This is a genomic window from Pseudomonas tumuqii, assembly GCF_013184545.1.
GTDB lineage: Bacteria > Pseudomonadota > Gammaproteobacteria > Pseudomonadales > Pseudomonadaceae > Aquipseudomonas > Aquipseudomonas tumuqii.
In genome coordinates, this window is the sequence record NZ_JAAOJA010000006.1 from 86,559 (window position 1) to 105,897 (window position 19,339).

19 protein-coding genes are annotated in these 19,339 nt (G+C 65.3%); 9 read left to right on the plus strand and 10 right to left on the minus strand.

Features of this window, described 5'->3' with window-relative positions; translation table 11 throughout:
* Positions 1-117: 117 nt before the first annotated feature.
* Positions 118-1,791: a putative bifunctional diguanylate cyclase/phosphodiesterase gene (locus G9C89_RS12880; protein ID WP_172148486.1), complete on the plus strand. Its 1,674-nt coding sequence runs from the start codon at positions 118-120 to the stop codon at positions 1,789-1,791.
* A 116-nt stretch (positions 1,792-1,907) separates the two neighbouring features.
* Here G9C89_RS12880 and G9C89_RS12885 read toward each other — a convergent pair whose 3' ends face one another.
* Positions 1,908-3,293: a NorM family multidrug efflux MATE transporter gene (locus G9C89_RS12885; RefSeq protein ID WP_172148488.1), complete on the minus strand. Its 1,386-nt coding sequence runs from the start codon at positions 3,291-3,293 to the stop codon at positions 1,908-1,910.
* A gap of 125 nt (positions 3,294-3,418) precedes the next feature.
* Here G9C89_RS12885 and G9C89_RS12890 point away from each other — a divergent pair, with 125 nt between their 5' ends.
* Complete coding sequence (locus G9C89_RS12890; protein ID WP_172148490.1) at positions 3,419-4,345, plus strand: LysR substrate-binding domain-containing protein; 927 nt, start codon at positions 3,419-3,421, stop codon at positions 4,343-4,345.
* A gap of 99 nt (positions 4,346-4,444) precedes the next feature.
* Here G9C89_RS12890 and G9C89_RS12895 read toward each other — a convergent pair whose 3' ends face one another.
* Complete coding sequence (locus tag G9C89_RS12895; RefSeq protein ID WP_172148492.1) at positions 4,445-5,941, minus strand: YifB family Mg chelatase-like AAA ATPase; 1,497 nt, start codon at positions 5,939-5,941, stop codon at positions 4,445-4,447.
* Positions 5,942-5,975: 34 nt separating this feature from the next.
* The gene (locus G9C89_RS12900) at positions 5,976-6,248 is read right to left on the minus strand and encodes an accessory factor UbiK family protein (RefSeq protein WP_172148494.1); all 273 of its coding nucleotides are present in this window, start codon (positions 6,246-6,248) and stop codon (positions 5,976-5,978) included.
* 407 nt (positions 6,249-6,655) lie between these two features.
* Here G9C89_RS12900 and glnK point away from each other — a divergent pair, with 407 nt between their 5' ends.
* From glnK to sutA, 4 genes are all read left to right on the plus strand, one after another.
* On the plus strand, positions 6,656-6,994 hold the full coding sequence (gene glnK / locus G9C89_RS12905) for a P-II family nitrogen regulator (RefSeq protein WP_003096476.1): 339 nt from the start codon (positions 6,656-6,658) through the stop codon (positions 6,992-6,994).
* A gap of 37 nt (positions 6,995-7,031) precedes the next feature.
* The gene (locus G9C89_RS12910) at positions 7,032-8,348 is read left to right on the plus strand and encodes an ammonium transporter (protein ID WP_172148496.1); all 1,317 of its coding nucleotides are present in this window, start codon (positions 7,032-7,034) and stop codon (positions 8,346-8,348) included.
* A 92-nt stretch (positions 8,349-8,440) separates the two neighbouring features.
* Positions 8,441-9,691 (plus strand): ammonium transporter, encoded by a 1,251-nt coding sequence (locus G9C89_RS12915; protein WP_172148498.1) that lies wholly within the window; start codon positions 8,441-8,443, stop codon positions 9,689-9,691.
* A 235-nt stretch (positions 9,692-9,926) separates the two neighbouring features.
* On the plus strand, positions 9,927-10,253 hold the full coding sequence (gene sutA / locus G9C89_RS12920; protein ID WP_172148500.1) for a transcriptional regulator SutA: 327 nt from the start codon (positions 9,927-9,929) through the stop codon (positions 10,251-10,253).
* A gap of 74 nt (positions 10,254-10,327) precedes the next feature.
* On the opposite strand, the gene G9C89_RS12925 is transcribed toward sutA, so the two are convergent.
* From G9C89_RS12925 to lptM, 6 genes are all read right to left on the minus strand, one after another.
* Entirely contained in the window at positions 10,328-11,023 is a 696-nt protein-coding gene (locus G9C89_RS12925; RefSeq protein WP_172148502.1) for an HAD family hydrolase, read from the minus strand.
* The gene (gene xerC, locus G9C89_RS12930; RefSeq protein WP_172148504.1) at positions 11,020-11,916 is read right to left on the minus strand and encodes a tyrosine recombinase XerC; all 897 of its coding nucleotides are present in this window, start codon (positions 11,914-11,916) and stop codon (positions 11,020-11,022) included. Before xerC ends, G9C89_RS12925 begins: the two co-directional genes overlap by 4 nt.
* A 129-nt stretch (positions 11,917-12,045) precedes the next feature.
* A complete protein-coding gene (locus G9C89_RS12935; protein ID WP_172148506.1) occupies positions 12,046-12,750 on the minus strand; it encodes a DUF484 family protein in 705 nt (234 codons plus the stop codon).
* On the minus strand, positions 12,747-13,577 hold the full coding sequence (gene dapF, locus G9C89_RS12940) for a diaminopimelate epimerase (RefSeq protein ID WP_172148508.1): 831 nt from the start codon (positions 13,575-13,577) through the stop codon (positions 12,747-12,749). The genes G9C89_RS12935 and dapF overlap by 4 nt, the downstream gene beginning before the upstream one ends.
* A 10-nt stretch (positions 13,578-13,587) precedes the next feature.
* Positions 13,588-14,841, minus strand: coding sequence for a diaminopimelate decarboxylase (lysA, locus tag G9C89_RS12945; protein ID WP_172148510.1), 1,254 nt, complete (start codon positions 14,839-14,841; stop codon positions 13,588-13,590).
* A gap of 9 nt (positions 14,842-14,850) precedes the next feature.
* On the minus strand, positions 14,851-14,976 hold the full coding sequence (gene lptM, locus G9C89_RS12950) for an LPS translocon maturation chaperone LptM (RefSeq protein WP_172148936.1): 126 nt from the start codon (positions 14,974-14,976) through the stop codon (positions 14,851-14,853).
* Positions 14,977-15,270: 294 nt separating this feature from the next.
* On the opposite strand from lptM, the gene cyaY reads away from it, so the two are divergent.
* From cyaY to rnk, 3 genes are all read left to right on the plus strand, one after another.
* A complete protein-coding gene (gene cyaY, locus G9C89_RS12955) occupies positions 15,271-15,603 on the plus strand; it encodes an iron donor protein CyaY (RefSeq protein WP_172148512.1) in 333 nt (110 codons plus the stop codon).
* The gene (locus tag G9C89_RS25205; protein WP_390623801.1) at positions 15,584-15,808 is read left to right on the plus strand and encodes a DUF1289 domain-containing protein; all 225 of its coding nucleotides are present in this window, start codon (positions 15,584-15,586) and stop codon (positions 15,806-15,808) included. Before cyaY ends, G9C89_RS25205 begins: the two co-directional genes overlap by 20 nt.
* A 121-nt stretch (positions 15,809-15,929) precedes the next feature.
* A complete protein-coding gene (rnk, locus tag G9C89_RS12965; protein ID WP_172148516.1) occupies positions 15,930-16,337 on the plus strand; it encodes a nucleoside diphosphate kinase regulator in 408 nt (135 codons plus the stop codon).
* Positions 16,338-16,386: 49 nt separating this feature from the next.
* On the opposite strand, the gene G9C89_RS12970 is transcribed toward rnk, so the two are convergent.
* Positions 16,387-19,242, minus strand: coding sequence for a class I adenylate cyclase (locus G9C89_RS12970; protein WP_172148518.1), 2,856 nt, complete (start codon positions 19,240-19,242; stop codon positions 16,387-16,389).
* Positions 19,243-19,339: the final 97 nt, after the last annotated feature.

A 19,339-nucleotide genomic window follows, 5' to 3' on the forward strand; every position in this document is an offset into this window, starting at 1 on the left:
TTTTTTGTCTTTATTGCAGGATGCGCGAAGCAGCACTCGGATGTGCCTGATTAGACGCCAATTACGGCGCATGAAGGCGGCATGCCACCGACTATCTTTAAGGCCTGGGGAGGTTGATTGTCCGCGCTCGACGAACCCTTGCGGTTGGTTCTGCTGGCTGAAACGCCAGAATGGCCCGAGCTATTGCGCCAGCGGCTAGGCGCTTTGGGCAGTCTCTTCCCGCTGATTACCGCGCCCACGTGGGCGGCGGCCAGCAGTCTGTTCGATAGCCAGGTCAATGGCCTGCTGCTGACCACGGAGGCGCGCCGACCCGCGGCCGGGACCTGTCCTCTGCCGATCATCTTGCTGCTTGAGGAGGAACCTGCCGAAGCGCCTGCGGGGGTCTGCGACTGGCTGGTGCGTGGCGGCCTGACTGTCGATGTGCTGCGTCGCTGCCTGCGCTATGTGCGCGAGCAGGGCCGTCTGCAAGAAACCCTGCAGCGCCTGGCCGAGCGGGACGCGCTGACCGGCATCGCCAATCGACAGGGCTTCCAGACCCTGCTTGCCGCCCGCCTGAGCGAGTGCCAGGGCCGCGGCCTGGCACTCGCTCACCTCGATCTGGACAATTTCCGCCACGCCAACGATGCCCTCGGCCACCAGGCCGGCGATCACCTGATCCGGCAAGTGGTGACGCGACTCAAGGCGCAGTTGCAGACGGGGGATCAGATTGCCCGCCTGGGTGGCGACGAGTTTGCCCTGCTCCTCGATGTGCGCAGCGATCCGCAGCGTGCGTCGCGTCTGGCCGAACGCCTTACCGAAGTCCTGGCCGAGCCCTACTGGGTCGACGGCGAAAGCCTGTTGATCGGTTGCAGCATTGGGCTGGCCTACGCCCGTGCCGATGCTGGCGCCGACCCGCTGATGTGGCATGCGCACATCGCCATGCAACAGGCCAAGTGCCAACAAGGCTGCACCTTCCACGTCTTCGATGAACGGATTAATCGCGGCGCGCGCAGCCAGGCCGAGCTGGAAAGTGAATTGCGCCGGGCGCTGCGGCGCGACGAGCTCGAGCTGCATTACCAGCCACGCCTGTGTCTGCAGACGGGGCGCATTGTCGGTCTGGAAGCGCTGGTGCGCTGGCAGCACGGCGAGCGCGGTCTGCTGGCGCCGAACGAATTCGTGCCGCTGGCCGAAGAGAGCGGGTTGATCGTGCCCCTCGGCTACTGGGTGATTTCCCGGGCCCTGCGCGATATGCAATGGCTGCGCGGGCGCGGTCTGCCGGCGTTGCACATGGCAGTCAACCTGTCGTTCCGCCAGTTCCAGGACAGCCAGCTGTTGCCGACCCTCAGTCGCCTGATCGCAGAGCGGGGCGTCGATGCGCGCTGGCTGGAGTTCGAGTTGACCGAGACCGCCGTGATGCGCCGCAGCGATCATGTGCAGCAGACCATGCTGGCGCTCGGTCGGCTGGGCGTGCGCTTTTCCCTGGACGACTTCGGCACTGGCTTCTCCTCCTTCGTCCACCTCAGCAACCTGCCGATCGCCCTGTTGAAAATCGACAAGAGCTTCGTCGGCGACATGGACCAGCGCCCGGAGAATCGTCAGTTGGTGCGGGCGATGATCAATCTGGCCCACAACCTCAATCTGCAGGTGGTCGGTGAAGGGGTGGAAAACGCCGAGCAACTGGCCCTGTTGCGCGAGTTCGGCTGCGACCAGGTGCAGGGCTACCTGATCAGCAAGGCGATCCCGCTGAACGAGCTGGCGCGCTTCCTGGTGTTCGGCATGCGTCAGCCGCTGCTGGGATTGCTCAAGCCCTGAACCCGTCTGTGCCGGGCACGCCGCCGGACGCCGTTGCGTAGGGTGCGCTGCGCGCACCAGTTCCAGCCTTGGCGCGAAACGCTCCGGTGCGCGCAGCCTAGGCGGCCCCGCGCGCCCTACGAGAGGCAGGCCTCTCCTTCCAGCTGCTCCGAGCGCAGCAGGCGTGCGCTCTTCCACTCGAAACCCAGGCTCAGGCCGATGGCCGCGCACGCCAGGCCGCTGGCCAGGCCCCACCACACCCCTTGTGCCCCCCAGCCCAGCGCAAAGGCCAGGGTCCAGGCCAGCGGCGCGCCGATCAGCCAGTAGCAGCCGAGGCCGACGAAGAAGGTGGTCTTGGCGTCCTTGAGGCCGCGAATCGCACCCATGGCGATGGTCTGGATGCCGTCGAAGAATTCGAACCAGGCGGCAATCGCCAGCAGGCCGACAGCCAGGGTCGTCACCTCGGCGTAGGCCGGGTCGAGTCGGTCGAGAAACAGGCCGACCACCCACTCCGGCGCCAGCCAGAACAGCGCGGCGAAACCGAGCATGCAGGCCGCGCCGAGGCCGATGCCCAGGCGTCCGGCGCGGCGTGCTTCGAGCAGGCGGCCGGCGCCGAAGTGCTGGCCGATGCGGAAGGTCACCGCGTAGGACAGCCCCACCGGCACCATGAAGGCCACGTACACCGACATGATCGCAATCTGATGCGCGGCCAATTGCAGGCTGCCGAGCGCGCCCATGCACAGCGCGGCGAAGGCGAACAGACCGGCTTCCACCGCATAGGTGCCGCCAATCGGCAGGCCCAGGCGCAGCAGTTCCTTCAGCTCGCTCCAGAGCGGACGCAGCAGCCCGCGCCACAGCGGGTAGCCGGCATAGGTACGGTGGCGCAGCACATGCCAGGCCAACAGCGCGGCCATGGCATTCATCACCAGCGCGGTCACCAGGCCGATGCCGCTCAGGCCCAGGTGCGGCAGGTCGAACCAGCCCTCGATCAGCGCGTAATTGAGGACCAAGTTGGCCAGCGCGCCGCCGATGCTGATCGCCATCACCGGGCCGGGGCGGCCGATCGCGGCGGTAAAGCCGCGCAGCGCCATGAAGGTCATGTAGCCGGGCAGGGCGAATACCAGGGTGGCGAGAAACTGCGTGGCGCCGGTGACGTTCGCCGGCAGCTGGCCGACATGCAGCAGCGCCGGCTCAAGGTTCCACAGGGCTACCCCGGCCAGCAAGGCCAGGCCCCAGCCCAGCCAGAGGCCGTTCTGGGTCAGGCGGGTGACGCCGGCGGCATCGCCGGCGCCGTGACGAATCGCCACCAGATTGCCGACCGCGGCGATCACCCCGACACAGAAGATCGACACGAAGGAGTAGCTGGCCGCGCCCAGGCCGCCACCGGCCAGCGCCGCAGGGCCGAGCAGGCCCATCATCACGGTGTCGGTAAAGACCATGAGGACATGCGCCAACTGGGCGGCGATCAGGGGGCCGGCCAGGCGCAGGATGGCGCTGAGTTCGTCGCGAAAAGCGTGCGTCATGATGAGTCTGGCTCAGTAAGAAGGCTTGCCCGGGTTGTCCGGGCGAGCGGAGAATGTCGCTATTCTCTGGAGTCGGCAGCATTCGCACAAAAGGAAAAAAACCATGGCAGGCATGATTAATACTCATGGATAAAAACCGTCGTCTGGCGCCGCTGTATGCCTTGCGCGCCTTCGAGGCGGCGGCCCGGCACGGCTCCTTCACCCGCGCCGGCGAGGAGTTGGCGATCACCCAGAGCGCGGTGAGCCGGCATGTGCGCACCCTGGAAGAGCATTTCGCCTGCCGCCTGTTCGAGCGCCGTGGACGCAGCCTGCAGTTGACCGAGCCGGCGCGCATGCTGCTGCCCGGTCTGCGCGACGGTTTCGATGCCCTGGAGCGCGCCTGCACCACCCTGCGCGCCGACGATGCGATCCTGCGTCTGAAGGCGCCCTCGACCCTGACCATGCGCTGGCTGCTGGCCCGCTTGTCGCGCTTTCGTGTGCAAAACAGCGATATCGAGGTGCAGCTGACCAGCGCCTGGATGGACGTGGACAAGGTCGACTTTCTGCATGAGCCGTTCGACTGTGCGGTGTTGCTCGGCACCGGCGGTTTTACCGAGGAGTGGGGCAGTGTCCTGCTGTTCGACGAGTGGCTGATCCCGGTCTGCGCCCCCGAGGCGGCCCAGGACGGTCCCTGGGATCTGGCGCGACTGCAGGGTGCGGAGTTGCTCCATCCGACCCCGGACCGCCGCGATTGGCGTCAGTGGCTGCAGGCCATGGGCCTGGCCGAGCAGGTGCCGCTCAAGGGTGGCCAGGTGTTCGATACCCTGGAGCTGGGCATGGTCGCCGCCGCGCGCGGTTACGGGGTGTCGATCGGCGATCTGGTGATGGTCGCCGAGGATGTCGCCCAGGGTCGCCTCGGCCTGCCCTGGCCCTGCGCGGTGCCCAGCGGTTGCAGCTATTACCTGGTCTGGCCCAAGGCGCGGCGCGGCCAGGAGCGCTTCCAGCGCTTGCGCGATTACCTGGTCGCCGAAGTGGCGGCGATGCAGTTGCCGCAGGTGCAGCGCCTGGGTTGAGCGGCGCTGGAAAAGGGTGTGTCCCGCTTGGGCGGGGCAGGAGGTCGGCGCCGGATGTGCGTTTTGCTGGCCTTTCCCGGCTTGCAGCCAGGCCAGCGCTCAGCTCTGCGGATGGCCGCGGTACTGCAGCGCCTCGGCCAGGTGACTGCGGGCGATCTGTTCGACCTGCTCGAGATCGGCCAGGGTGCGCGCCACCTTGAGCACCCGGTGCGCCGCGCGCAGGGACAGGCCGAGGCGTTCGCAGGCGCTTTCCAGCCAGCCCTGATCGACGGCGAGCAGGCCGCAATGCTGGCGCAGGCCGGGCAGGTCGAGAAAGGCATTGGCCACGCCCTGGCGCAGGACCTGCCGTTGCCGGGCGCGCGCCACCAGGGCGGCGCCGGTGGCCGTGTCGGCGCCTTCGCCGGGCGCTACATGCAGGGCGGTGGCTTCCCGCGCCACCGTCACATGCAGGTCGATGCGGTCGAGCAAGGGCCCCGAGAGCTTGCCGCGGTAGCGCTGGATCTGTTCCGCGCTGCAGCGGCAACGGCCGCTGGGGTCGCCGAGAAAACCGCAGGGGCAGGGGTTCATCGCCGCGACCAGCTGGAAACGGGCGGGAAAGCGCACTTTGTCGCGCGCCCGGGCGATGATGATCTGCCCGCTTTCCAGGGGCTCGCGCAACACCTCCAGCACCTTGCGGTCGAATTCCGGCAGTTCATCGAGAAACAGCACGCCCTGATGGGCCAGGGTGATTTCCCCGGGTTGCGGCCGGCTGCCGCCACCGACCAGGGCCGGGCCGGAGGCGCTGTGGTGGGGGTTGCGAAAGGGCCGCTGCGGCCAGGCATCCAGCGGGGTGTGGCTGGCCACCGAGTGAATCGCCGCGACTTCCAGGGCTTCCTGCTCGTCCAGTGGCGGCAGCAGGCCGGGCAGGCGGCTGGCCAGCAGGGTCTTGCCGGTACCCGGAGGACCGGTCAGCAGCAGGTTGTGCGAGCCGGCCGCGGCGACCAGCAGGGCATGCTTGGCGGCAACCTGGCCCTGCACTTCGGCCAGATCGGGATAGGGTTGGGTGCGGCGCAGCAAGCCCTGGGCCTGGTAGGGGGCGATTGGCGCCTGGCCGTTGAGATGGGCAGCCAGTTCGAGCAAGTGCTCGATTGCGATGACCACCAGTCCGGAGGCCAGGCTGGCTTCCTCGGCGTTGGCTTTCGGCACCACTAAGGTGCGTCCGGCGGCGCGGGCCGCCAGTGCCGCGGGCAACACGCCCCGCACTGGACGCACGGCGCCGGACAAGGCCAGTTCACCCAGGCACTCGAGCTGTTCCAGGGCGCTGGTCGGCACCTGGCCGCTGGCGGCGAGAATGCCCAGGGCGATGGCCAGGTCGAAGCGCCCGCCGTCCTTGGGCAGGTCGGCCGGGGCCAGGTTGAGGGTGATGCGCCGCGGCGGAAAATCGAAGGCGGAGTTGAGGATGGCGCTGCGCACCCGATCCTTGCTTTCCTTGACCGCGGTCTCGGGCAGGCCTACCAGCGCCAGCGACGGCAAGCCGTTGGCCAGGTGCGCCTCGACGGTGACGGCGGGCGCTTCGACGCCGACTTGGGCGCGGCTGTGGACTATGGCCAGGGACATCGATCACTCCTTGATCGTCAACCGTCCGAGCGGGTTACTCGGTGGGCGGTGTAGCGCCTTGCACGGCGCGTGCTTCCAGTTCGGCAACCTTGGCTTCCAGCGCTTCCAGGCGAGCACGGGTGCGGGCCAGCACGGCCATCTGGCTGTCGAACTCTTCCCGGCTGACCAGGTCGAGTTTGCTGAAGCCGCTCTGCAGCAGGGCTTTGAACTGGGCTTCGAATTCGCTGCGCGGCAGCGGGGTTTCGCCGTTGAACAGGCGCGAGGCGTGGGCGCTGAGTGCATCGAGCAGGGCTTTGGGCGGCAACATGGTAGGGTTCCAGTGACAGACGGCGGCAGTGTAGCACGCAGTCATGGCCGGGCCGGCGTGGCCAGCTCTGCACGCTTTTCGTGCGTTGGTCGTTGCATGCTTGCACCGTTATCGTGCGCTGCCCGCCTGTCGAGGCCATGCCGAGAACCTGTTTTTCCTGTTAACTGTTTGAAAAAAAGCGGTTTTATACGATCTGGCAAGCTTTCTGCTTGGTCGCTTGTGACGAATGCACCGATGCAGTTCCGGTGCGTTAGGCGAAGCGGGAAGTGTTTCGTCAGGAGCGGTTGGTGGGTATCGCTGTTGTCCTCTGGGGCAACCGATGCATTACAAAAGCCAGACACAGCGCTTAGACTTGAGCCGGGTTCGCAATTCCTGGGGCAAGTCCACCTTACACGGGAGAAAGTTTCATGAAGCTAGTCACTGCCATCATCAAGCCGTTCAAGCTGGACGACGTCCGCGAGTCACTGTCGGAAATCGGCGTGCAGGGCATCACTGTCACCGAGGTCAAAGGTTTCGGTCGGCAAAAAGGTCACACCGAGTTGTACCGCGGCGCCGAATACGTGGTCGATTTTCTACCCAAGGTAAAGATTGACGTGGCCATTGCTGACGATCAGCTGGATCGCGTCATCGAAGCCATCACCAAGGCCGCCAATACCGGCAAGATCGGTGATGGCAAGATTTTCGTGGTCAACCTGGAACAGGCCATCCGCATCCGTACCGGTGAAACCGATACCGACGCGATCTAAACGCTCTTCGAACCCCCACGCCCCAGGAGAAAAACATATGACTCTGCGTCAGATCGCAGGGCTAGGAGCCCTTGTGTCCCTCGTTACCCCCGGCATCGCCATGGCGGACGAGGTTGTATTGAACAGTGGTGATACCGCGTGGATGATTGTCGCCAGTGCGCTCGTACTGTTCATGACCATTCCCGGCCTGGCGCTGTTTTACGGCGGCATGGTGCGGTCCAAGAACGTTCTTTCAGTGATGATGCAGTGTTTCGCCATCACCGGCCTGATCAGCATCCTGTGGGTCGTCTACGGCTATAGCATCGCCTTCGATGTCACCGGCATGGAGCAGGGGGTCGTTAACTTCAACTCCTTTATCGGCGGTTTGTCCAAGGCCTTCCTCGGTGGCCTGACGCCGGCCAGCCTGGTGTACGCGATTCCGGAAAGCGTGTTCATCATCTTCCAGATGACCTTCGCCATCATCACCCCGGCCCTGATCGTCGGTGCCTTCGCCGAGCGCATGAAGTTCTCCGCCATGCTGATCTTTATGGGCGTGTGGTTCACCCTGGTCTATGCACCTATCGCGCACATGGTCTGGTCCGGTAACGGCGGCCTGTTGTGGGACTGGGGCGTGCTGGACTTCGCCGGCGGCACCGTGGTGCACATCAACGCCGGTATCGCTGGCCTGGTGGCCTGCCTGGTGCTGGGCAAGCGTAAAGGTTTCCCGACCACCGCCATGCCGCCGCACAACCTCGGCTACACCCTGATGGGTGCCGCCATGCTGTGGGTCGGCTGGTTCGGCTTCAACGCCGGCTCCGCCGTCGCGGCCAATGGCACCGCCGGTATGGCCATGTTGGTCACCCAGATCGCCACCGCCGCTGCTGCCCTGGGCTGGATGTTCGCCGAGTGGGTCACCCACGGTAAGCCGAGCGCCCTGGGCATCGCTTCCGGTGTGGTCGCCGGCCTGGTCGCCATCACTCCGGCCGCCGGCACTGCGGGCCCGATGGGCGCCCTGGTGATCGGTCTGTCCGCTGGCGTGATCTGCTTCTTCTGCGCCACCAGCCTGAAGCGCAAGCTGGGCTACGACGACTCCCTGGACGCCTTCGGCGTACATGGTATCGGCGGCATAGTCGGCGCCATCCTCACCGGCGTGTTCGCGGCACCGGCCCTGGGCGGCTTCGGCACCGTGGAAGACATCGGTGCGCAAGTCTTCATCCAGTTCAAGGGTGTCGCCTTCACCGTGATCTACACCGCCGTGGTCACCTTCGTGATCCTCAAGGTGCTGGATATGGTCATGGGTCTGCGCATCAACGAAGAAGCCGAGACCGTGGGTCTCGACCTCTCCGAGCACGACGAGCGCGGCTACAACCTGTAAGCCCTGCTGATGTGCAAAACGCCCGGTTCACCGGGCGTTTTTTTGGGGTGCGCCAATGGCGACACATCGTGCAACGGTACAACGGAGTACTTATGCAAAGCACAGCCCTGATTCCCCTGCAGTATGCCCTCGATACCTTCTACTTCCTGATCTGCGGCGCCCTGGTGATGTGGATGGCAGCGGGTTTTGCCATGCTCGAAGCCGGCCTGGTACGGGCGAAGAACACCACCGAAATTCTCACCAAGAACATTGCCCTGTATGCGGTGGCCAGCGTCATGTACCTGGTGATCGGTTACCACATCATGTACTCCAGCCCGGAGGGCGGCATCCTGCCAAGCCTGGGTTTCCTGATCGGTGACGAGAACAGCGTCGAGTCGGTTCTCGCCGGCGGCGACGATGCCCCTTACTATTCGACGCGTTCGGACTTCTTCTTCCAGGTGGTGTTCGCCGCGACCTGCATGTCGATCGTCTCCGGTGCCGTGGCCGAGCGCATGAAGCTGTGGGCCTTCCTCGCCTTCGCCGTGGTCATGACCGGTTTCATCTACCCGGTACAGGGCTTCTGGAAGTGGGGTTCGGGCTTCCTCAACGAAGCCGGCTTCCTCGATTTCGCCGGTTCCGGCGTGGTTCACATGGCGGGCGCTGCGGCTGCTCTGGCCGGTGTCCTGCTGCTGGGTGCACGTAAGGGCAAGTACGGCGCCAACGGCCAGGTCAACGCCATTCCGGGCGCCAACCTGCCGATCGCCACGCTCGGTGCCTTCATCCTGTGGATGGGCTGGTTCGGCTTCAACGGTGGCTCGCAGCTGAAGATGAGCACCATCGAAGACGCCAACGCCGTGGCCCAGGTGTTCGTCAACACCAACATGGGCGCCGCCGGCGGCCTGATCGCGGCGATGATCGTGGCGCGCATCCTGTTCGGCAAGTCCGACCTGACCATGGCGCTCAACGGTGCCCTGGCCGGCCTGGTGGCGATCACCGCCGAGCCGCTGACCCCGAGCGCCCTGCAGGCGACCCTGATCGGTGCCGTCGGTGGCGTGCTGGTGGTGTTCTCCATCCTGGCCATGGACAAGTTCAGGATCGATGACCCGGTCGGTGCGATTTCCGTGCACGGCGTGGCCGGCATCTGGGGTCTGTTGGCCGTGGTACTGACCAACCCGGATGCCACCCTTGGCGCCCAGTTGCTCGGTCTGGCCTGCATCTTCGCTTGGGTCTTCATCGCCAGCCTGATCGTCTGGTCGATCATCAAGCTGGTGATCGGTCTGCGCGTCACTCAGGAAGAAGAGTATGAGGGCGTGGATATCGCCGAATGCGGTATGGAAGCCTATCCGGAATTCACTAAAAGCTGATTGCCGGTGATTTAAAACAAGGGCGCCTAAAGGCGCCCTTTGTTTTTTCTGGCAGCACGCTAGAATGCGCGCCGATAAGCACTGTTATGCGACACCGCAGTGCTTGTCCGGGCCAGTGCGAGATGCGGCTGGCGGGCTTTGCCAGGCAAGGCCATGCGAATTTTTCCGGCGACGTGCGAAAGATCACGCAGCTGGGCTATAACTAACCTGCTTTTCGCAAGTCATGAGGTTGAACATGAGCGACGAAGATCTCGAACAAGACGAGCTCGAAGGGGCTGACGAGGACAGCGGCGAGGAAATGGCTGCCGCCGATGATGTCGACAGCGGTGACGACGACGGCGACGAAATTGTCAGCACGGGCAAGAGCAAGACCAAGGTCAAGGCGGCGGTCAATGTTGAAGAGCTGCCGAGCATCGAAGCCAAGCAGAAGGACCGCGACGCCTTGGCCCGCGCCATGGAAGAGTACCTGGCGCGCGGCGGCAAGGTGCAGGAGGTCGAGCCCAACGTGGTTTCCGATCCACCGAAGAAGCCCGACAGCAAATACGGCAGCCGGCCTATCTGACCGCGCATTGCACCATGTAGGCGAGGCCGCATCAGAGGCGCAGGTCGTTTATCCACGGCCTGTCAAAGCCCGGCCTACACCCAGCTGTGCAGCAGCCCTGGCAGTTCGGCCAGGCTGCGGATTTCGCCATCGGCGCGCTTGTCGCCTTCCCAGGCTTTGCCCTGCGGGTTGAACCAGATCGCCCGCAGGCCGGCAGCCTGGGCGCCGGCGATATCGTCGCTGGGATGGTCACCGATATGCACGGCGTGCTGCGCGGCAATGCCGGCACGCCTTAGGGCTTCCTGAAACGGCTTGGGGTCGGGTTTGCCAACCCCGAGTTCTTCCGCGCACAGGGCGAACTGGAAATAATCGGCCAGGCCCAGGCGGCGCACGTCGGCATTGCCATTGGTAATCACCCCGAGCTGGAAGCGATTGGCCAGGGTCTCCAGGGTCGGGTGCACTTCGGCGAACAGCTCGACCTGATGGCGGGCGGCGAGAAAGACCTGAAAACCACCCTCGGCCAGCGCTGCGGCCTCGCCGGGTGGATAGCCCGCGCCTGCCAGGGCATGGTGCAGGATGCGCCGGCGCAGTTCGCTGAGGCGGTGCTTGAGCGATGGTTCGTCTTGCAGCAAGCGCGCGCGAATGGTCCACAGGTGCTCGACCGGCACTGCACCCAGGCGTGGCGCATGCAGCGCCAGCCAGTTGCGCAGTGTCGCTTCGGCGTCCTGCATCACCGGGGTCACGTCCCACAGGGTGTCGTCGAGGTCGAAGGTGATCAGTTGAATGCTCATTCGCTACTGCCTTTGCGTTTGGCCCGTGGATGGGCGCGGTCATACACCGTGGCCAGGTGCTGGAAGTCCAGGTGGGTGTAGACCTGGGTGGTGGCGATGTCGGCGTGGCCAAGCAGCTCCTGCACCGCGCGCAAGTCCTGTGAAGACTCCAGCATATGACTGGCGAAGGAATGCCGCAGCATGTGCGGGTGCAGATTCTGCCCGAGTTCGCGCACCCCGGCCTGACGCACGCGCAGTTGCACCGCGCGCGGACCGAGGCGGCGCCCCTGCTGGCTGATGAATACCGCGCCATCCCCCGGGTTGGCCAGGGCGCGCAAGGGCAGCCACTGTTCCAGGGCCTGGCGCGCCATGCGCCCGATCGGCAACTCGCGGGTCTTGTTGCCCTTGCCCAGCACCCGCACCAGGCCGTCGCCCAGGTCCAGGTTGTCGAGGTTGAGGCCGACCAGTTCGGACAGGCGCAGGCCGGAGGAATAGAACAGCTCGAGCATGGCCTGATCGCGGCGGGCGATGAAATCGTCCTCGACCGCGCCGTCGAGCAGCTGAGCGGTGCGGTCGGCATCCAGGGTTTTCGGCAGGCGTTGCTCGCCTTTCGGCGGCGTCAGGCCGCTGGCCGGATCATTCTGGCAATGGCCTTCGCGGATCAGGTAGCGGTAAAGGCCCCGCGTCGCCGAAAGCAGGCGAGCCAGGCTGCGGCTGGACTGGCCCTCGAGATTCAGGCGGGCGATCAGCCGGCGCAGGCGTGGAGTGTCCAGCGCGGCCCATGCCGCGATCTGCTCGCGTTCGCAGAAGGCGAGGAGCTTGGCCAGGTCGCGGCTGTAGCCGTCGAGGGTGTGCCGGGAGACCTGGCGCTCACTGCGCAGGTGTTCGAGGTAGGCGTGCAGATGATCGTGCATGGCGGCTCCCGGCGAGCGCGGCGCTAGGCTCGGTAACGCGTAGGGTGGAAAACCGCGAAGCGTTTTCCACCGGGTCGCTGGTGGATGAAAAAGGCGTCATCCACCCTACACCTTGCCATTGGTGTGCAGCTATCTGACCGAGCGCAGCGGCGTGGCGAAGCGCGGCAGCACGCGGGCCAGGACTTCGGCGATATAGCCGAGGAACAGGGTGCCCAGGGAGCTCTTGTAATGCTGCGGGTCGCTGCTGCCGATCGCCAGCACGCCATGCAGGCCCTGATAGGACAGCGCGACCACCGCCGAAGAGCCGACCTGGCGGGCTTCGCTTTCGCCGAACAGGAAGTTCAGTTCGTGTTCGCGCAACACCCCGCAGATGGTCTTGCCGCCCGCCAGCAGGCCGCCGATGGCCTGATGCGCTTCGGCGCTGCTGACCGAGCGGCCGACCGCTAGCGGCGTATCGCTGAACAGGATCAGGCTGACGAAGGGCACCTGGAATTCATGGCGCAGGCTGTCTTCCACGGTGCTGACCACCTCCTCGAGGCTGGCGGCATCGAGCAGGTCGAGCACCAGGCGGCGGGTCTTGTCGAACAGGCGGTCGTTGTCGCGGGCTACATCCATCAGCTGCGAGAGGCGGTGGCGCATCTCGATATTGCGCTCGCGCAGCAGTTTCACCTGGCGTTCGACCAGGGAGATGGTGTCACCGCGCTGGTGCGGGATGCGCAACTCGGGGATCAATTCGTCATGTTCGACGAAGAATTCCGGGTGCAGGCGCAGGTAATCGGCAACCGCCGCCGCGTCGAACTCGAGTGGTTTGGGCGAATCCTGCTGGTCGGTCATAGGCGAACCTGTCCTTCGTACACGCGCATGGCGGGTCCGGTCATCATAACGGGCTGGCCCGGGCCTGCCCACTCGATGGACAGCTTGCCGCCGAGCAGCTCGAGTTGTACCGGCGAATCCATCCAGCCTTGGCTGATCGCTGCCACTGCCGCCGCGCAGGCGCCGGTGCCGCAGGCCTGGGTCTCGCCCGCGCCGCGTTCCCAGACGCGCAGCTTGGCATGCTGGCGGTCGATGATTTGCAGGAAGCCGACGTTGACCCGTTGCGGAAAGCGCGGATGGTGCTCCAGTTGCGGCCCCAGCTCATGCACCGGCGCGCTGTCGACACTGTCGACGCGCAACACGGCATGCGGGTTGCCCATGGACACGGCGGCCAGTTCGACCGTCTGACCTTCGACCTCGACGCGGTAACTCAAGGCTTGCCGTTCGGCCTGGAAGGGAATTTGCGCAGGGTCCAGACGCGGTGCGCCCATGTTCACGCTGATCTGGCCGTCGGGGCGCACATCGAGTTCGATGATGCCGCCCTTGGTTTCCACGCGGATCTGCTTCTTCATCGTCAGCCGCTTGTCGAGCACGAAGCGGGCGAAGCAGCGCGCACCATTGCCGCACTGCTCCACTTCCGAGCCGTCGGCGTTGAAGATGCGGTAGCGGAAGTCGACGTCGGGGTTGCTCGGCGGTTCCACCAGCAGCAGTTGATCGAAGCCGACGCCGGTGTGGCGATCGCCCCACTGCTTGGCGTTCTTCGGCTGGATATGCGCGTGCTGGCTGACCAGGTCGAGGACCATGAAGTCGTTGCCGAGGCCGTGCATTTTGGTAAAGCGCAATAACATCAGGGTGCCCTTATGGTGCTGGCGGCAGCTGGCTTTCGCCCGCAAAGAGTTCGCTGAGGGTCTCGCGACGCCGCACTTCGAAGGCCTGGTCGCCATCTACCATCACCTCGGCGGCACGGCCGCGGGTGTTGTAGTTGGAACTCATGACGAAGCCGTAGGCGCCCGCCGAACACACGGCCAGCAGGTCGCCTTCGGCCAGCGCCAGGGGGCGATCCTTGGCCAGGAAGTCACCGGTCTCGCAGATCGGGCCGACGATATCGTAGTTGCGCGTCGCGCCATCGCGCGGCTGCACCGCCACCACGTCCATCCAGGCCTGGTACAGCGCCGGGCGGATCAGGTCGTTCATCGCCGCGTCGACGATGGCGAAATCCTTGTGTTCGGTGTGCTTGAGGTACTCGACCCGGGTCAGCAGCACGCCGGCGTTGGCGACGATCGAGCGACCCGGCTCGAACACCAGGGCCAGGTCGCGCCCGGCCATGCGCTGGCGCACCGCCTGGATATATTCGCCGGCCAGCGGCGGTTGCTCGTCGCGGTATTGCACGCCAAGGCCGCCACCCAGATCCAGGTGCTTGATGCGGATGCCGCGCTCGGCCAGGCGGTCAATCAGCGCCAGTAGGCGATCGAGGGCATCGAGGAACGGCGGCAGGCTGGTCAGCTGCGAGCCGATGTGACAGTCGACACCGACCACTTCCAGGTTGGCAAGCGTGGCGGCGCGGGCATACACCGCCTCGGCGTCGGCGATGGCGATGCCGAACTTGTTTTCTTTCAGGCCGGTGGAAATATACGGGTGGGTGCCGGCATCGACGTCCGGGTTGACCCGCAGCGACACCGGCGCTTGCACGCCCAGTTCGGCGGCAACCTGTTGCAGGCGTTCCAGTTCGTCCGTGGATTCGACGTTGAAGCAATGCACGCCGATCTGCAGCGCACGGCGCATGTCGTCGCGGCTCTTGCCGACGCCGGAGAAGACGATCCTGCCAGGCTCGCCACCGGCGGCGAGGACGCGTTCCAGCTCGCCGCGCGAGACGATGTCGAAGCCGGCGCCGAGGCGCGCCAGCACGTTGAGCACGCCGATGTTGGAGTTGGCCTTGACGGCGAAGCAGACCAGGTGTGGCATGCCCTGCAAGGCATCGGCGTAGGCGTGGTACTGCGCTTCGATGTGCGCCCGCGAATAGACATAGGTCGGCGTGCCGAAGCGTTGGGCGATGGCGGACAGGGCCACACCCTCCGCGAACAGCGTGCCGTCGCGGTAGTTGAAGGCGTTCATGAGCTGTCCTTATTCGGTTTGTGCAGGCGCGGGCTTGCTGTCTTCCGGGAGGAACAGCGGGCCTTTCTGGCCGCAGCCGCTAAGCAAGGTACTGACGGCGACAAGCGCGATAAGGGCAGTAAACAGCCGCTTCATGGTGAAGTCCTTGTAATAAAGCATGATTGCGCCGGAGTATACCGGCCCCCCGGCGCCTTGCCTATGCGCCAGGATTCCCGTCCGGCGGGGCTTTGCCCGCGTCCTGGGAGCGGTGCGGATCATGGGCAGCGAGCGCTGTATACTGCGCTCGATGCCGACTCGTCACCTGCTGCTGGTCGTGCGCAGCAACCGCTTGGCGCGGCGCTCGGGCGCTGTGGCCTGACGCGCGCGCGACCTTGTCCCGGCGCGTCTGGCTCTTTTCTGTACTACCTGAACTTTTCGAGGACATCCGCAATGAGTTTGACCGAAGCCCGCTTTCACGATCTGGTCGATACCGTGCAGCAAGCGGTAGAAGACATTTTCGATGACAGCGATCTGGATCTCGACCTGGAAAACTCGGCGGGTGTGCTGACCGTGCGTTTCGAGAATGGCACGCAGCTGATATTCAGCCGCCAGGAGCCGATCCGGCAGTTGTGGCTGGCGGCCCGCTCCGGCGGTTTTCACTTCGATTTCGACGAGGCCAGCGAGCGCTGGATTTGCGACAGCAGCGATGAGCAGCTGGGTGAAATGCTCGCGCGCATCACCCTGGAACAAGCTGGAGCCAGTCTTGAGTTCGAAGAGCTCTGAGTCTCGGCCTGGCGCGGCGGCCGAACGGGGTGCGTCGCTGATCGCCTCGCCGTGCGTGCGCCGCTGCTGCCTGGACGCCGGCGATATGTGCCTGGGTTGCGGCCGTTTGCTCAACGAAATTCTCGACTGGGGCAGTGCCGACGATGCGCGTCGGCAGGTCATTTGTCATAGCGCCCAGGCGCGTTTGCAGCAACGGCAAGGCTGATCTGCCGGTCTTGTTTATTTGAACGGCTGTGATACGGTCGACCTGACTTGCGCAAAACCCCGTCTCCATCAGACGGGGTTTTGCTTTTTATGCATCCAGTTGAAGGAGAGTAGAACTGACCATGACCAGTGCACCGCCAATCACCATTACCCGTCTCGATTTACAGCGTCTGGAGCGGTTGCTCGACAGCCTGGAGGAATTCGGCCCGGGTGCTGTCGCCCTGCAGGCCGAGCTGGATCGGGCCGACGTGGTTGGCCACGACCAGGTGCCGGCCGGGGTAGTGACCATGAACTCGCGGGTGCATTGCCGCGAAGAAAGCAGCGGTAAGGACTATCACCTGACCCTGGTTTACCCGCAGGACGCCGGCAAAGAAGGCAGTGTGTCGATTCTCGCACCGGTGGGCAGCGCGCTGCTGGGGCTGAGTGTCGGCCAGCACATCGACTGGATCGCACCCAGTGGCAAGGAGTTGAAACTGACCCTGTTGGCCGTGGAATACCAGCCGGAAGCGGCCGGCGAATACAGCCGCTGAAGCGCTGCCCGGCAGGTCCTGGCCCACCTGCTAGCTGCCGTCCGTTTGCTCAGGCTTTGTCCAGCGCCGCATTGAGTGCCGCTTCCAGACGGGCCTTGTAGCGCAGGTAGTGAACCGTCTGCGCTCGCCCATCGCCCAGCACGGCGGACAGGTCGAGGTCGGTGATGTAGCACGGATAGCGCTCGCCCTCGCGGCGCTGGGCGACGATGTGCCGGGCCACGGCGGCGTACAGGTCGCCGGCATATTCCAGTTCGGAAAACTCACGGTGGTTGCAATACAGGGTCACGTGGGCGCGCTTGCCGTCGACCGGCTCGACAATCGCCTGCACATCGTAGAAGGGGTGGCTCAGCGGGGCTGGTGGCGGCGGGCGCAGCTCCACCTGGCGGGCCCGCTGCGGCGCCGCCGGGAGTACCTCGTAATAGAGCACCTCCAGCGCAGTCGACGGTGCCGGGCTGTCCAGCGGCAGCAAGGCGTTGCGCCGGTACTGCAGCGATTGCAGGAAGCGCTGCAGCGGTGTCAGCAGGCTGTGCTCGTCGCGAAACGGCATGCTCTGCCGCCACAGCGCGTTGTGTTCGTCGAGCAGGGTCAGTTCGGCCAGGTCGCTGTTTTCGTGGCGGCGGTAGAACACCTGGATGCACGCGGGGCGGCCGAGCGGCAGGATCAAGGCCAGGTCGTCGCCTTCCAGGGCGTTGCGGTCGAGGTGCAGGCGGCTGTAGCCCGGTTGCTCCTTGCCGAGGTGTTCGAGCAGCGCCGGCAGGTCCGTCAGTGCAGTGTGGCTGACCTGTCCCGGGGTCAGTTCGAGCAGGTGGTAGTGCTGCTTGATTTGCAGCAGGTAGCGGTTGTGCTGCGGCCCCGCGAAGTGGGCGAGGGTGTCGCGAAACAGTTCCTCGACCCGCTCGGCGATGGTCGTGGCGCGGTTGCGACAGAAGCAGCGTACCCGCAGGTTGGGCTTGTTGCCGCTGGCCGGCAGGCTGTTGAGAAAATCGCGCAGGCAGTCGAGCAGTGCATGGGGGCCGTCATAGCGGCTGACCAGCAGTTCGTTCCAGCTGTTCAGGCTGACCTGGTCGATGGTCAGAATCAGGTTCTCGCGCACCCCGGAATAGCCCAACGCATCGATGCGGTCGGTGGTCATGTGCACATTCATCTGGCTGTGCTGCTTGAGCGGGTCGATGCCGACATTGATCAGCAGCAGCACTTCGCCGGGCACGCTGGCACGCAGCAGCGCGCTTTCCTCGATCGCCGGCAGCGGCAGCGGCACCGTCTGTTGCAGGCTGGCCAGCAGATTGGACAGCTCGTACTCGCTCAGGTCGCTGTCGCCAGGGTGCAGCGATAGCCGCGTGCTGCTGTCGATCACACCATTACGGTGGCACCAGGCAAGCAGCTCGACCAGTTCACGGGAGCGCTTGAGCGGGGCGAAATCCGCCCACTCCTGGGCGCCGAGGCTGCCGCTGAACAGGGCCCACTGATTTTCGTCGCTGGCTTCGATCCTGGGACTCTGCACCAGGGTCAGGGTGTCTTCGCCCAGATCCGGGGCGATGCCGGGGTTGATGAATTCGATCTTGCCGGCCTTGCGCTCGAAGGCGGCATACAGGCGCCGACCGAGCACGCCAAGGTCACGGCGGTTGAGCGAGCTGCCGGCCTGGGCGTCGCGGGCGAACTGGGAGAGGAAGCGGTAGCTGTAGGTCAGTTCGTTGACCAGGGCGCGGCGCTCGGCGCTGACCTGGCGCACCTTCCACTGGCTGCGGCTGTCGAGCATCGCCAGTTGCCGGCTGTCCCAGTTCCAGTCGCGGGTCAGGCGCTCGAGCAGCAGACGTTGCCAGCTCTTGCGCTGGTCGCGTGGCGGCCGGCTGAGTTTCTTATTGACCTTCAGGTACAGGCAGCGACGGATCAGCTCCAGCCGCTCGGTTTCGCCGCGCCCGCTCAGGTATTCCTCCAGGCGGCGGTAAACCACGATGTAAGGGTCGAGTTCGTCGAGGTCGAGGCGATTGCAGAAGACCGCTTGCTTGAAGCGCAGCGCCAGGCATTGCACCTGGGGGTGTTCGCTGGCGTAGACCTCGGTGAGCAGCAGCTTGAGTACCGACTTGTACGGCGACTCGATGCCCTTGAACAGCTGCCACATGCCCGCGCCGATGAATTCGCTCGGCGGAATCTGCGCCAGGTGGCCGAGGTCGAGCACCTCGTCGGCGCGGATGAAGCGCTTGCTCAGCAGGATGCCGATGTACTCGTGGTAGCGCTGCTCCTCGTACACCGGCACCAGCCACCACAACGGGGTGCGCCCGGCCAGCCAGATCGCCGTGCGGTAGAACTCGTCGAGCAACAGGTAGTGCTGGGTGGTGCCGCAGTCGTCCGAGGTCAGCCGCGCCTCGCGGTCGCCGACGGTAAAGCGCAGCGGATCGATCAGGAAGAAATGCGCTTCGGCGCCCTGGGTCGTCGCCCAGGTCTCCAGTTGCTCGCACTTCTTGCGCAGTTCGGCGATGTCCCGGGGGCTGAGGTCGGGGGCGTGACAGACCCACAGGTCCATGTCGCTTTGCTCGGCCTGGGCCACTGTGCCCAGGCTGCCCATCAGGAACAGCCCGTGCAGTGGCAGTGCGCTGTTGCCGCGGCGTGCCTTGTAAACGAAGGAACGGGTCAGGCGCTGCGCTTCGGCGAGCAGATCGTCGCCCGGCTCGAAGCCGCTCAGCCCGGCCGGCGTCAGCCCGGACACATAGCCCGGCAGCAACGGATGATTGACGTGAAACAGCAGCGGCAGCAGCTTCAGGACCAGCTGCTGGCGGGTCGACAGCGCCTGCATGGCGCGCTGCAGGCGGCCGTCATTGACCTTGAGAAAGCGCGCGCGCAGTTGAGCCAGCACCTTGCGGTCGATACCGTCATCGATGTCCGGGCGAATTTCCTCGGTAAGGCTCATGCGCAGGCTCGGCGGGCAATGGGCCACGACGGCCAGTCAGTCGTGGCGAGGTGCGGGTGGGAGCGCCATCTCGCCCACGCCATGGCCCGCTTGCGCA

What these genes read in the sequence shown, in the direction of transcription:
- G9C89_RS12885 (WP_172148488.1), bottom strand. Translation starts at nt 3,293, where the DNA reads ATGACGCACGCTTTTCGCGACGAACTCAGCGCCATCCTGCGCCTGGCC.
- G9C89_RS12890 (WP_172148490.1), top strand. Translation starts at nt 3,419, where the DNA reads ATGGATAAAAACCGTCGTCTGGCGCCGCTGTATGCCTTGCGCGCCTTC.
- G9C89_RS12895 (WP_172148492.1), bottom strand. Translation starts at nt 5,941, where the DNA reads ATGTCCCTGGCCATAGTCCACAGCCGCGCCCAAGTCGGCGTCGAAGCG.
- G9C89_RS12900 (WP_172148494.1), bottom strand. Translation starts at nt 6,248, where the DNA reads ATGTTGCCGCCCAAAGCCCTGCTCGATGCACTCAGCGCCCACGCCTCG.
- glnK (WP_003096476.1), top strand. Translation starts at nt 6,656, where the DNA reads ATGAAGCTAGTCACTGCCATCATCAAGCCGTTCAAGCTGGACGACGTC.
- G9C89_RS12910 (WP_172148496.1), top strand. Translation starts at nt 7,032, where the DNA reads ATGACTCTGCGTCAGATCGCAGGGCTAGGAGCCCTTGTGTCCCTCGTT.
- G9C89_RS12915 (WP_172148498.1), top strand. Translation starts at nt 8,441, where the DNA reads ATGCAAAGCACAGCCCTGATTCCCCTGCAGTATGCCCTCGATACCTTC.
- sutA (WP_172148500.1), top strand. Translation starts at nt 9,927, where the DNA reads ATGAGCGACGAAGATCTCGAACAAGACGAGCTCGAAGGGGCTGACGAG.
- G9C89_RS12925 (WP_172148502.1), bottom strand. Translation starts at nt 11,023, where the DNA reads ATGAGCATTCAACTGATCACCTTCGACCTCGACGACACCCTGTGGGAC.
- xerC (WP_172148504.1), bottom strand. Translation starts at nt 11,916, where the DNA reads ATGCACGATCATCTGCACGCCTACCTCGAACACCTGCGCAGTGAGCGC.
- G9C89_RS12935 (WP_172148506.1), bottom strand. Translation starts at nt 12,750, where the DNA reads ATGACCGACCAGCAGGATTCGCCCAAACCACTCGAGTTCGACGCGGCG.
- dapF (WP_172148508.1), bottom strand. Translation starts at nt 13,577, where the DNA reads ATGTTATTGCGCTTTACCAAAATGCACGGCCTCGGCAACGACTTCATG.
- lysA (WP_172148510.1), bottom strand. Translation starts at nt 14,841, where the DNA reads ATGAACGCCTTCAACTACCGCGACGGCACGCTGTTCGCGGAGGGTGTG.
- lptM (WP_172148936.1), bottom strand. Translation starts at nt 14,976, where the DNA reads ATGAAGCGGCTGTTTACTGCCCTTATCGCGCTTGTCGCCGTCAGTACC.
- cyaY (WP_172148512.1), top strand. Translation starts at nt 15,271, where the DNA reads ATGAGTTTGACCGAAGCCCGCTTTCACGATCTGGTCGATACCGTGCAG.
- rnk (WP_172148516.1), top strand. Translation starts at nt 15,930, where the DNA reads ATGACCAGTGCACCGCCAATCACCATTACCCGTCTCGATTTACAGCGT.
- G9C89_RS12970 (WP_172148518.1), bottom strand. Translation starts at nt 19,242, where the DNA reads ATGAGCCTTACCGAGGAAATTCGCCCGGACATCGATGACGGTATCGAC.